Below are 12490 nucleotides of genomic sequence, written 5' to 3'. Positions count from 1 at the left end.
CTTGTTTTATAAAATGAGGATAGATTACTCAGCTTTAATCTTTTCAGTTTTAGCTTTACCTAACACTTCAGCTAATTTAGCATCCAGGGCATCGCCACGTAAATTCTTGGCTATTACTTTTCCCGTTGGATCGAGTAAGAAGTTTTGCGGAATAGCTTGCACACCGTACATTTTAGCGACTTCGTTATCCCAGTATTTCAGGTCCGATACGTGGGTCCAGGTTAAACCGTCTTTCTTAATGGCGGCTATCCATTTAGCTTTGGCATCGGGCCTGTCTAACGATACGCCTAAAACAGTAAAATTGCGGTCTTTATATTTATTGAAGGTACGTACCACGTTAGGGTTTTCCTGGCGGCAAGGGCCACACCATGATGCCCACAGGTCAACCAGTAAATATTTCCCTTTAAAAGATGAAAGCTTGATCATGGCACCGGTAGTATCGGCCATGGCAAAATCGGGCGCAGTAGCTCCAATAGCTACATTTTTCATTTTAGACAATTGCTCACCAAACTTTTTGCCCGCTTCACTATCTCTCAGGGATGACCCTAATGCAGCGTACATCGGTGCTACTTCGGCGTAATCGGCACCATAGGCTATATTACGCAACAGGTTGAGGCTAATTAATGAGTTAGGATTTTGCTTAACAAATTTTTTATTGATGACATCCGATTTCTCGTCAGCCATTTTATCCATATCTTCTATTTCCTTTTTAAACTCGGCCGACTCGCGTTGCTCAGGAGTTGCGGCTTTAGTTTTTGCGGTCATGGCGGCATAAATATCGCTCACCGGTTTATTAACGGCATTATAAGCTTGATTCTCAGCATTAGTTGGAGTACCGGTCACCATGGCTGTTTTCATAGAATCAACAGCATTAGTTACAGAAACTACGCCTTTTTCCAGGTAAATTTGCTGATAATCGCGGCTTTTATTTAAGCCATTACCGGCTTTGTTCAGCAAAAGGTACGCTTGTATGGGAGAGGCCGGGGCAGCACCCTTAAATTCAAATTCACCATTTACCACCGCTACCGAATCATCAATAGTCTTGCCATCTTTACGGTATTCCAGATACGCTTTGGCCGGTGTGCTTACTTTACCTATTTTTCCTTTAACGGTAAAAGTAGCTGCGGGTGCTTGAGCCATTGCTGCAAAAGGTAAGGCGGCTAACAGGGTTAATACTGCTTTTTTCATATATGTTTATTATTTCTTTTATTAACGGTGATAGAACTACGCAGGGTATTGATGACAAATAAGTAACACCATATTAATGATGCTACACAAATCTAACATTGTGATTGCTTAAATACAATAGCTAAAACGCTTTTATTAATTTGATAATAAGGTATTATACAGCCTGTATCAGCTTCATAAAGCCACCTATTTTTTCATATAAATCCTCAATTAATACAAAAAATCATAAATTGCCGTTTTTATAAAAACATTGGGCCATGACTACCGAAACCCTTGATATTAAGATAACCAAAGCCGCACAATCACGCCTGGCACAAACAGATTTTAGCCAGCTGGTTTTCGGTCATACTTTTACCGACCACATGCTGGTGGCCGATTATGCCGACGGTGAATGGAAGAATTTCCAGATTGTGCCTTATGGTGAAATTGGGCTGAATCCGGCTATTTCATCATTGCATTACGGTCAAGCATTTTTTGAAGGCTTGAAAGCTTATAAGCATGAAGATGGACAAATCTCGGTTTTTCGCCCGGATAAGAACGCCGCACGCTTTAACAAATCGGCAGCACGCCTTTGCATGCCCGAGCTGCCTGAGGAGCTATTTATTCAAAGCATTGCAGCATTGGTTGATGTAGAGCGCAACTGGATCCCTACGGCTGTTAATCACTCTTTATATATCCGTCCGTTTATGTTTGCTACCGATCCGTATTTAGGTGTGGTACCATCTAAAACCTATAAGTTTATAGTGCTTACCTGCCCGGTTGGCCCGTACTTTACCAAGCCTTTACGTGTAAAGTTTGAAACTAAATTTACCCGTGCGGCCGAAGGTGGTTTCGGCTTTGCTAAGGCTGCCGGTAATTATGCCGGTTCTATGCTCCCTACTTTAAAGGCTGTAGAAGAGGGTTTTGATCAAATGATATGGACCGATGCCAAAGAGCACTTGTACGCCGAAGAATTAGGCGCGGCTAACATTATGTTCTTTTTAGATGGAAAATTGGTAACCCCATCAACCCGCGATACTATTTTAGATGGCGTTACCCGCGATACGGTAATTGCTATGGCAAAAGATTGGGGCATTTCGGTTGAAGAACGCCGTGTATCTATTGCTGAAATTTTGGAGGGTGCTAAAAGCGGTAAACTTACCGATGCCTTTGGTGCCGGTACAGCCGCTACTATTGCACCGGTTGGTTCCCTAAATTACGAAGGTGAAGAATACCCGTTGAGCGATCCTGCTTCAAGGGAGTTTTCTAACCGGGTGTTTAATACGCTGAACGATATTCGTTACGGTAAGGCAGAAGATACCCATGGCTGGAACTATATGGTATAACGCTAAGCCCCCTGAATGGGAAGTTTTAAATCAAATAAGGCACTTCATTTGTCAGGAAGTGCCTTGTTATTGTTATACATCCCTAGAGACACAATACTTTGTGTCTCTTATGCCGGTTGTTTGTTTGGGAGACACAAAGTGTTGGGTCTCTTATAACGGTGTTTTTTGGGAGATACAAAGTATTGTTTCTCTACGGGGGTTTACTCCTCGTTCATCGGCACAACCAACACCGGCACTTTAGAATTTCTGATTACTTCTTCAGCAACGCTACCCATCAACAAACGATCGAAACCACTGCGGTGGTGGGTGCCTACAATTATCAAATCGGCACCGAACTGTGCTGCGCAATTGATAATGCCATCGGCACTGGTACCGTAATCGGTATATTGGGTAACGGGCAAACCCTCACTGTATTTGTCAACTATCCGGTTCAACAACGCATCGGCCGATTGATTTTGCGCATTCATAATGTCTACATTGTTTACATCGTTAACACCGTCAAAAGGCAAACCAAAGGCCGTATCGCCCATAGGTGTTACGGCTGCGGATAAAGGTTCTATAATACTCACTATACCTACCGCCGCATCAAACTTACGTGCTAACTTAAAGCCATATTCTGCAGCATGATCGGCGTACTTGCTCTCATCTATGCCAATTAATATTCTTGTAATGCTCATATCTTAAAGGTTTACGGGTATTTTAATATAACAGTTTAAGCGGGATATGTTTTGGAGGGAATAGAATCAAGAGTACAGAGTCAAGAATACAGATAAGAAATGCCTTAACTCCAAAAAAAATCTATATTCCTGACTCTGTATTCTATACTCTCTTTTTTAATATAGCAACCTAAACTTTATTGTATGCTCAATAGCTTTCAATTCGGCCAGTACCTGTTCATCGTAACCTGAGTTAACATCAGTTATTACATAACCTATTTGGGCGTTGGTTACCAGAAACTCGCCTAAAATATTGATGTTATGACGGGCAAACACTTCGTTAATTTTTGCTAAAATACCTGGTACGTTCTTGTGAATGTGAATTAACCGGTGAGCGTTGTTAACCCTTGGCGGTTGCAAATCGGGAAAATTACAGCTGGTATGGGTTTTGCCCTCGTTCATAAACGCGGTAACCCTTTTGGGTATAAAATCGCCGCTGCGGGGGTTGTGCTTAGGGTCGTCGAATATAATAATGCCGTTTTCGCAGGCGGTTTCTATCAACTTACGGCTGTTGACCTTGCCAAAGCAGCCTATCACTTTTAGGCGTCCCGCGTTTTGCAATTGCTCCGGCGTTGGTTGATGGGCTTCATCGCATAACAGTACACCGGCTTCCTGCAGGTAGCTTTCCTTGATCTCTTCATGCTGACGGATGTTGTAACCCTCCTTTTGCATTTGGGTAATCGCCTCTTCATCTACCTTACCTACCACCAAACATTTAATGCGGTTTTTAGGATACGAAATAGCACGGGGAAGGCGGTTGATATATAAAAACTCATCAAAGCTGGGCGTAACGTGGTCGGCTTTTTCCACTACCGATTTACGCTCGATATTCTCGGTAAAGGCAAAGAACTTTTTGATCATCCCCGATTCCTTTAACTGGAAATCAGAATAACCATCGCCTATACCAAATATGTCTCCCGGCAGGTTGAGTTCTTTCAATAGCTTAACCTTTCCGCCTTCCTGCGATAGCGGGTTGCTGCGGTCGTAGCCAACTATATTATCGTTTTCATCGAACTCAAACGTATTGGCGTAAATATTTTCTTTCTTGATATGATACTCGGTAACCACCGGGGTAATAAAACCTTTGAAGCCCCCCGATACAATCAAAACCTCATTTGCATGATTTTTAAAGAACTTACTGTTCCTCGAAAATGAAGGTGATACCTTTCTACGCAAAATTTTAACCAGTTGCGTCAAATGCCCGCGGTTAGCTTTCAACAGCTTGATGCGCCCCTCTAAACTATCGGCAAAAGAAAGCTTGCCTTCCATTGCTAAATTCGTGAGATCTTCAATTTGCTGGTAGATGCTTTCCCGGTCGGGATGATCTTTTAAGCTGATACGCGCCAGTTCGTCCAGCGCTTCTACCTGTGTAAAGGTGCTATCAAAATCAATTATATAATACTGCCCCATGGTTGCGGGCAAATATAGTTTTTTTGTTTAATGAGTTAGTTAATGAATGTGTGAATGAGCGATTCCTTATTTGTTATCGGCTCAAGTCCAAATTTATCACTTTTTCACTCATGGCCTCAATGCTTCACAAACTTCCTTTATGCTCTCCTCCACCGGCTTAAACTTGAAACCCAGTTCTTTTATAATTTTGCTGTTATCATAGTTTTGCTCTACGGTAGCAGCACGGGCGGCTATTTTATCCAGCGAAGGATCGTTGCCGGTTAATGCACCTATAATAGAAGCGCTACGCCAGGCCAGTTCCAGCATCCAGGGTTTAGCTTCGGTGGTAGCAGGTTTCAGGTTAAAGCAATGCGCAATGGTTTCCATCAGGTCTTTATACTTCCAGTTTTCAGCATTAATAATGTAACGCTCGGCGGTAATATCGCTGTTCATTAAGGCAATCATACAACAGGCTACATCTTCTACATCTACCAAACCGCAACTGCCGCGGGTATAATATTTTAAGCCTTTGCGTACGGTTTCAAAAATCTTACCGCTGCCCACCGTTCCGGCACTGGGCCCAATAATAACCGATGGATTAACCACCACGGCATCCAATCCCTCGGCAATACCGCGCCACACTTCCATCTCACTTTCCAGTTTGGATACGGCGTAGCTGTTATTGGCAGGCGTTTCTTCTAAATGATTTTTCTCAGTAATGAGTTGGCCCGGTTTAGCCTGGCCCACAGCCGCTATCGAGCTTACATGCACCAGGCGGGCATTATGCGCTAAGCACAAATTTACCACATTAGCCGTTCCGGTTATGTTGGTACTAATCATGGGCTCCTTATCGGCCTCCTTAAACGATACCCATGCGGCACAGTGGTACACCTGGGTAATTCCTTCAAAGGCATCTTCCAGCATAGGGGTATCCAGTATATCGGCTTCCCGCCAGTTAATTAAATGAGCATAAGGTTGCAGTATGGCGGGTATAACCGACACCCTGCGTTTAAGGCATTGGATAGGAATATTTTGTTGGGCAAGCTGCCTGGCCAGTATAGAACCTACAAAACCTGTTGCGCCGGTAACCAGAATCATTTACTTGGGTTAGTTTTACAAAAACAGTGCAATTTAATTTAAAAAATGGATATTTGATCTTTTGTAAATACGGATATGTTGTTAGCGGATTTCTTTACCCCGGTCGATCTTAGTAAAATTGCACCCGGCGAGGGCTACAAAACCAGCCAGTTGGGCAATAAAATTGAGACACACAGCACTCATTTTCCCGACCTGGACCAAAAGCCCGACCTGGTGATTTTTGGTGTACAGGACGACCGCAATGCCGTCAATAATCCTGGCTGCGCTTTAGGGCCCGATTACGTGCGTGAAAAATTATACAGCCTTTACGAAGGCGACTATACCTCTAAAATATATGATTTAGGCAACATTCGCCAGGGTGATACCATAAATGATACCTACTTTGCCGTAAAAACGGTGATTGCCGAAATGGTAAAACAGGACATTGTAGCCGTAGTATTAGGCGGCGGACAAGACCTTACTTATGCCCAATACCTCGCTTACGAAGAAATGGAGCAAAAGGTAGATTTAGTGGTGATTGATTCACACTTCGACCTTGACGAACAGGCCGAAATGGAGGAAGATGATGCTACCACCTCACAATCATACCTTAACAAAATATTTTTACACGAGCCTAATTACCTATTTAACTTTAGCAACCTGGGCTATCAAACTTACTTTGTAAGCCAGGATAGTTTACGGGTAATGGACAACCTTTTTTTTGAAGTACACCGCCTGGGCGAAATGATGGGCAACATTAGTGTAAGCGAGCCGATAATTCGCAATGCCAGTACTATTAGTTTTGATATGGGTGCTATCCGTTCGAGCGATGCCATGGCCAATGCCAATGCCACGCCCAACGGTTTTTATGGAGAAGAAGCCTGCCAGATGTGCCGCTATGCCGGTTTTAACGACAAGTTGAGCTCCATTGGTTTTTATGAGTTTAACCCGGCTTATGATACTAACGGACAAACGGCTATGTTGCTTGCCGAAATGATCTGGTACTTTTTCGATGGTTTTTACAGTCGCAAAAAAGATTTCCCGTTGCAGCCTAAATCGCAGTACCTGGTTTACAAAACCACGCTAAAGCATGAAGAGCACGAAATTGTATTTGTGAAAAGTAAAAAAAGCGATCGCTGGTGGATGCAGGTACCCTACCCCACAGGCGGCTCTTTAAACGAACGCTACCATTTGGTGCCCTGCCGTTACGAAGACTACACCACCGCCATTAACGGAGAAATGCCCGATTTGTGGTGGAGAACGTTTCAAAAGCTGGCGTAAAGTTTTAAAATCCCTCCTCGGGGAGGGTAGGGAGGGGTTGAAGGGACAAGCAGTTTGCATAAAACCCCTCCTTGTTTTCGCTCATTACAACCGCACCCCTCCCCAAGGAGGGATGTAATTATAGAGCCGCTTGCTTTATACCAAAACCCTTCTTCCCACGTTATATACATCATTTAATATACAATGTTCAAAAAATTAACTGCTTGTATGATTACCCTGTTGCCGTTTATGGCAATAGCTCAAACACCCGAAGCTTTCACCATTAGTGGAAAGCTCGACGAGGTTAAAAAATCTGTTAAAGTTTATTTAAATTATCCATCGGGAAACCAGCGGGTATTAGATTCGGCTACGCTTGTTAATGGTAGTTTTGAGTTTAAAGGTAAGGTTGCCGCACCGGTAGGCGCTATTTTAGTGCTCGACCATAAAAGTATAGGTTTTAAAGGCATCAGCAAAACCGATGACATACTGAACTTTTACGTAGATAAAGGTAACATTATTATTTCGGGTGAAGACTCTGTATCGAGGGCGCGTGTTACCGGCTCGGCCATTAACAGCGATAATGAAATCCTGAATGCCATGCTGGCGCCGGTGTATAAGCAGGCACAGTCCCTGTATGCCGAAGCCCAGGCTGCCAAGCCCGATCAGCAGCAGTCACCTGTTTTTCAAAACACCATGCAAGACCGCTTTAAGGCCATTCAAAAAGACCGTGAAAGAACTTTAAAGGTGTACATTGCCAACCATCCCAACAGTTACCTTAGCTTAATGGCTATCAGCTCCATGGGCGGCCCATCTGCCGATGTTAACGAAATTGAACCTTTATACAACGGCTTATCGCAAAATTTAAAAGATACCGAAGCCGGTAAGCAACTTAAAGAATCATTTGCATCGTTGAATGCTACGGCTTTAGGCAGCCTGGCACCCGATTTTACCCAGAACGATGCAGACGGCAAACCGGTAAAACTATCCGAATTTAAGGGTAAATACGTATTGCTCGATTTTTGGGCATCGTGGTGCGGCCCATGCCGCCAGGAAAACCCTAACGTAGTAAGGGTTTACAACAAATACAAAACCAAGAATTTTACCGTTTTAGGCGTATCGTTAGACAGGCCTAATGGCAAAGCCGACTGGTTAAAAGCCATTAAAGATGATGGCCTGACCTGGACCCACGTATCGGACCTGAAATTTTGGAACAATGCGGCAGCAGGTCTGTATTTCGTGCAATCTATCCCACAAAACTACCTGATAGACCCGCAAGGCAAAATAGTAGCTAAAAACTTGCGCGGCGCCGATTTAGAGGCTAAATTGATTGAGTTGCTTGGGAAAATTTAGGGGTTGTTGAGTTATTAGGTTTAAGGAAGACACTACTTCGTTGCTTAAACCAAGTAGGTGAGTTATACACGCATTTTCTTTTTTATAAATTATTTAATATTGTATAAATAATTAATTATGAAATTTCTTGTGACCATATTCTTTTTGATAAATTCAATAACAGTTACAGACCAGCCTCATGTCAAATCAGTAAGTTTGTTGGAATTAAAATCATTTAATAATGTCCCTGATGATCTGGATGGCTGTACAAGTTCTTTATATTCAACTATAATAAATCGAACTAAACAAATAGGCTACCTTTTTTTTACCGATTATAAAGTTGCCGTAATATTGGTTAATGGAAAATTAGAACGATTGAAAATAGAAGGCAACTATCAATGGGAAAAACAAGTTTATAAGAATAATCAATACCGGGTGATATTTGCACCTTTAAAACGTAAAGATCAGGCAGGGGAATATTACACAATGGATGCTGTTTTGACAGTTGAAATGGGATCGAAAATAGTTTACAGAAGAATTTTACCTGGCGACGGCGGATGCTAAGTAAAACTATAATCTTTACCTTTACCACATATCCAAAGGTGATGGTGTTCCACCTATTTAAACCGCTTGCAAAAGCTGATGACGCCTGCCAAATAAGTTATTAATTTACTGCATTGCAGGTTATGTTTAAGATCATCGCTTCCCCGCGTTACGCCGTATTGTATTACTTTTTAAGGTGGACCGTTATTATAGTGCCTATTGCCATAGCTATTGGTACGTTGGTAGCCCTGTTTTTGTGGCTGTTAAATATGGCTACCCAGTATCATTTTACGCATCCTTGGTTATTGTATCTGCTGCCGCTTGCCGGGTTGGTTATTCACTTTTTGTATAAGCTTAACGGTCAATCGGCCGAGCGGGGCAACAACCTCATCATCGATGAAATACACGAACCAGGTGCCGGTGTACCTAAGCGCATGGCGCCGCTTATTTTAATTACTACGGTTATTACCCACCTGTTTGGCGGTTCGGCAGGGCGGGAGGGTACGGCCGTGCAAATTGGCGGCAGTTTAGCCAACTTTGTAGGCAGCAAATTTAACTTACCTCCGCAAGATATGCGCATGGTGCTTACCGCCGGAATTGCAGCCGGTTTTGGTGCGGTGTTTGGCACACCACTGGCAGGTACTATTTTTGCTATTGAGGTTTTAACTATTGGCCGCATACAATACACCGCCTTGCTGCCCTGCCTCATAGCCGGTGTAGTGGGCGATGCCACCGTGGCGGCATGGGGCGTACAGCACACGGCTTATCATATTCGGTTTATAACGGTGGAAGAAACTATTTTCGGTCACCACCTGGCAATTAATTTCTGGCTGCTGTTTAAAGTGATGGTAGCTTCTGCCTTTTTTGGGTTGGCGGCTTATACTTTTGCCCAAGCCGTGCATGGCGTTAAAGCCATAGCCGCCAGCCTGATTAAAACCGACTGGATGATACCGGTTAGCGGTGCCATCATCCTCATCATTCTAACCTTTATTTTAGGTAAGCCCGATTACCTGGGTTTAGGAGTTGAGCCGCAGCAACCAGGTGCAGTAACCATTGTATCGGCCTTTGAGCAGGGCGGCGCGCACTTTTTTAGCTGGCTTTGGAAGCTCATTTATACGGCTATAACCCTGGGCTCCGGCTTTAAGGGCGGCGAGGTAACCCCACTGTTTTATATAGGTGCCACGTTAGGGAACACTTTAGCCGGTTTACTAAATGCCCCTGTAAGCCTGTTTGCCGCCCTCGGGTTTATTGCCGTATTTGCCGGTGCTACTAATACGCCGCTGGCCTGCACCATAATGGGCATAGAACTTTTTGGCAGCGAGCATGCGTTATTTTTTGCGGTTGCATGTTTCACAGCATACTATTTTAGTGGGAAAACAGGGATTTATAGTGCGCAAAGAAGCCCCTCCCAAACCCTCGCCGGGAGGGAGGACTTTAATAAAAAGTTTTAAAAAATCTCCCCTCCTGGGGAAGATTTAGAGGGGCTACGCCCGGGGAGGTTATGGGGAGGGGCTGCCTTATTGTAGGTTTTTTGCCACCTCATTCACCAGTAACTGCATCCAAAGGCTGTACATTTTGCCTGAAGGATGCAGGCCATCATTGGCCACTAAGCTTTTATCAGCTATAGCCTGGCGCGATATAGGTGTGATGTTAGTATAGTTTACGCCAGCCTTTTCACTTTCTTCTTTGTTAATGGCGTTGTAGGCATTAATCTCATTAGCTATTTGCCCCTCATCTTGTCCCTCGGCGAAAGGCGTTACACCCCAATCTGGTATAGATACCACAAACACCCGTTTTTTATTATCGCCGGCATAAGCTATGGCGGTGTTGAGCAGCTGCACAAATTCGGTGCGGTAGGTATTGATGTTATATTTACGATACTGATTATTCACGCCTATGAGCAAGGTAACCACATCAAATTTTTGAGTGATGGCTCGCGCGTTAATCTCGCGGATCAGTTCATCGGTAGTCCAGCCGGTGCGGGCTATAATAAGCGGGTCGGCAGCTTTGAAATTGGCTTTATTTAATGCGGCGCTCAACTGATACGGGAATGATTCGGCGGCAGGCACCGACTCGCCTATGGTGTACGAATCGCCCAGGGCAAGGTAAGTTACGCTTTGCCCGTTGCCCGTGTATTGCGGATCGGCCGTTACCGCTGAAAATTGATAGTCAACATCGTCCATGTTTTTGCCGGAGCAGCCCATCAGGGCCATTGTAGTGAGTAATATTAAGCTAATTGTTTTCATCCCAAAATCTCCATACCAAACTGTACGGAAATTTCGTGCTTCAGGATTTTTTTTACTTCATTTATATCCACCGGGTGGCCTAATTCGCGCTGCATAGAGGTTACGTCCTTGTCATCAATGCCACACGGCACCATGTAACCAAAGTAATCGAGATTTGCATTTACATTAAACGCCAGCCCGTGCATAGTTACCCAACGGCTGCAACGCACGCCCATAGCACATATTTTACGTGCACGCTCATTATCGGCATCCAGCCAAACACCGGTATAGCCGGGGTAACGGCCTGCGGTTATACCATAATGGGCAAGGGTTTTAATCACTGCTTCTTCCAGCGTGCGCAGGTAAAGGTGTATATCGGTAAAAAAGTTATCCAGATCTAAAATAGGGTACACCACCAGCTGGCCCGGACCATGATAGGTAATATCGCCGCCTCTATTAATGGGATAGTACACCGCCTGATGTTTTTTTAACCCGGCTTCATCCAGTAATAAATGCGCGGCCTTACCGCTTTTGCCCAAGGTGTACACATGCGGATGTTCGCAAAATACAAGGTAATTTGGGGTGAGTGTCATCTCTTCTGGTTCGGCACCGGCCAAAACGGCTTGCTGACGGTTACGCAGCTCGGTTTTTAACTGTACCGATGAACTGAACAGCGCCTCCTGTTTTTCCCAACCTTCTTTATAATCTATTAAGCCCCAATCCTGAAACTGCACCTGCTTGTTTTTCATGGCTATCCTTTTACATAACCTAACATGTAATCCTCATATTGTAAATATTCCACCTTGTAATCCAGGTTAACATCGCCCTTATGCAGGTTAACAGCTAAACTTCCTTCAGTTGCAAAGTTGAAAGGCAGCAAAGCAATATTATCTAAAAACGATATTTCTTTTTGTCCGTAACATTTGTACACGGCTTCCTTAGCGCACCAGCATACATAGAGGTGTTCAATCTTGTTTTCGGGGCTTATAGTTGCCCTTTCGGCTGGAGTTAAAAATTTAGGAGCAATGCGCTCTACCTTTTGCTTAATCTGTTCAATATCGATGCCTACGGGCCTGCTTTTACTGATCATTACGGCAGCATAATCATACGAGTGGCTTAAAGATATATGGTAGGGTAAATTTGCCAGGTAAGGTTTGCCATGACTGTCAATTTTACAATCGATGTACTCATTAGTATCCAGCATAGTACGCAGCAACACGCGCGTTCCCAGCCAGTGCAAATGGCGTTTACCGTTACCCAGCTGCTCCACGTAAGCTTTTTCCTGCTCATTTAGCTGCAATTGCCGGTATAAGGTATCTACTTCTTCCTCCATGCGCCAAAGGGCAAATTCGGTATCGGCATCAACCTGTTTTCTGTATGCTATGGCCATGTGTTAAATTAAAAAACAGAGGGCAAAATTAGCGTAAATTATTATAAT

12 protein-coding genes and 1 riboswitch are annotated in these 12490 nt (G+C 43.9%); of the genes, 5 read left to right on the top strand and 7 right to left on the bottom strand.

Going from position 1 to position 12490, the window contains the following annotated elements; genetic code table 11:
* Nucleotides 1-24: 24 nt before the first annotated feature.
* The gene (locus ACFQ3S_RS16885; RefSeq protein ID WP_377166616.1) at nt 25-1188 is read right to left on the bottom strand and encodes a redoxin domain-containing protein; all 1164 of its coding nucleotides are present in this window, start codon (nt 1186-1188) and stop codon (nt 25-27) included.
* Nucleotides 1189-1445: 257 nt separating this feature from the next.
* On the opposite strand from ACFQ3S_RS16885, the gene ACFQ3S_RS16880 reads away from it, so the two are divergent.
* Nucleotides 1446-2513 (top strand): branched-chain amino acid aminotransferase, encoded by a 1068-nt coding sequence (locus ACFQ3S_RS16880; protein ID WP_377166614.1) that lies wholly within the window; start codon nt 1446-1448, stop codon nt 2511-2513.
* Between the two features lie 200 nt (nt 2514-2713).
* Here the strand turns inward: ACFQ3S_RS16880 and ACFQ3S_RS16875 are convergent, their stop codons facing one another.
* The 3 genes from ACFQ3S_RS16875 to ACFQ3S_RS16865 all read right to left on the bottom strand — a co-directional run bounded on the left by ACFQ3S_RS16875 (nt 2714) and on the right by ACFQ3S_RS16865 (nt 5716).
* Nucleotides 2714-3190 carry a universal stress protein gene (locus ACFQ3S_RS16875; RefSeq protein ID WP_377166612.1) on the bottom strand — a complete coding sequence of 159 codons (477 nt, stop codon included), beginning with the start codon at nt 3188-3190 and terminating at the stop codon, nt 2714-2716.
* Between the two features lie 156 nt (nt 3191-3346).
* A complete protein-coding gene (locus tag ACFQ3S_RS16870; RefSeq protein WP_377166610.1) occupies nt 3347-4639 on the bottom strand; it encodes an HAD-IB family phosphatase in 1293 nt (430 codons plus the stop codon).
* Between the two features lie 108 nt (nt 4640-4747).
* Nucleotides 4748-5716 carry an NAD-dependent epimerase/dehydratase family protein gene (locus tag ACFQ3S_RS16865; protein ID WP_377166608.1) on the bottom strand — a complete coding sequence of 323 codons (969 nt, stop codon included), beginning with the start codon at nt 5714-5716 and terminating at the stop codon, nt 4748-4750.
* A 75-nt stretch (nt 5717-5791) separates the two neighbouring features.
* Here ACFQ3S_RS16865 and ACFQ3S_RS16860 point away from each other — a divergent pair, with 75 nt between their 5' ends.
* From ACFQ3S_RS16860 to ACFQ3S_RS16845, 4 genes are all read left to right on the top strand, one after another.
* Nucleotides 5792-6976, top strand: a complete 1185-nt coding sequence (locus ACFQ3S_RS16860) for a formimidoylglutamase (protein ID WP_377166606.1) — start codon at nt 5792-5794, stop codon at nt 6974-6976.
* A gap of 228 nt (nt 6977-7204) precedes the next feature.
* The gene (locus tag ACFQ3S_RS16855) at nt 7205-8305 is read left to right on the top strand and encodes a redoxin domain-containing protein (protein WP_377166604.1); all 1101 of its coding nucleotides are present in this window, start codon (nt 7205-7207) and stop codon (nt 8303-8305) included.
* A gap of 117 nt (nt 8306-8422) precedes the next feature.
* The gene (locus tag ACFQ3S_RS16850; RefSeq protein WP_377166602.1) at nt 8423-8848 is read left to right on the top strand and encodes a hypothetical protein; all 426 of its coding nucleotides are present in this window, start codon (nt 8423-8425) and stop codon (nt 8846-8848) included.
* A gap of 28 nt (nt 8849-8876) precedes the next feature.
* A riboswitch (Fluoride riboswitch) is annotated at nt 8877-8943 on the top strand.
* A gap of 27 nt (nt 8944-8970) precedes the next feature.
* Nucleotides 8971-10278, top strand: coding sequence for a voltage-gated chloride channel family protein (locus tag ACFQ3S_RS16845; RefSeq protein ID WP_377166600.1), 1308 nt, complete (start codon nt 8971-8973; stop codon nt 10276-10278).
* Nucleotides 10279-10344: 66 nt separating this feature from the next.
* Here the strand turns inward: ACFQ3S_RS16845 and ACFQ3S_RS16840 are convergent, their stop codons facing one another.
* Genes ACFQ3S_RS16840 through ACFQ3S_RS16830 form a run of 3 tightly spaced genes read right to left on the bottom strand, consistent with a single transcriptional unit; the run spans nt 10345 to nt 12442 of the window.
* Nucleotides 10345-11073, bottom strand: a complete 729-nt coding sequence (locus ACFQ3S_RS16840) for an SGNH/GDSL hydrolase family protein (protein WP_377166598.1) — start codon at nt 11071-11073, stop codon at nt 10345-10347.
* Nucleotides 11070-11801, bottom strand: a complete 732-nt coding sequence (gene lipB / locus ACFQ3S_RS16835) for a lipoyl(octanoyl) transferase LipB (protein WP_377166596.1) — start codon at nt 11799-11801, stop codon at nt 11070-11072. The genes ACFQ3S_RS16840 and lipB overlap by 4 nt, the downstream gene beginning before the upstream one ends.
* Before the next feature lie 2 nt (nt 11802-11803).
* Nucleotides 11804-12442 carry a 4'-phosphopantetheinyl transferase family protein gene (locus tag ACFQ3S_RS16830; protein ID WP_377166594.1) on the bottom strand — a complete coding sequence of 213 codons (639 nt, stop codon included), beginning with the start codon at nt 12440-12442 and terminating at the stop codon, nt 11804-11806.
* Nucleotides 12443-12490 lie beyond the last annotated feature (48 nt).

It is taken from the genome of Mucilaginibacter terrae (genome assembly GCF_042679325.1).
Classification (GTDB): Bacteria; Bacteroidota; Bacteroidia; order Sphingobacteriales; family Sphingobacteriaceae; genus Mucilaginibacter; species Mucilaginibacter terrae.
The sequence above is the reverse complement of the archived record's forward strand: the minus strand, read 5'-3'. Positions and strand labels throughout refer to the sequence as shown.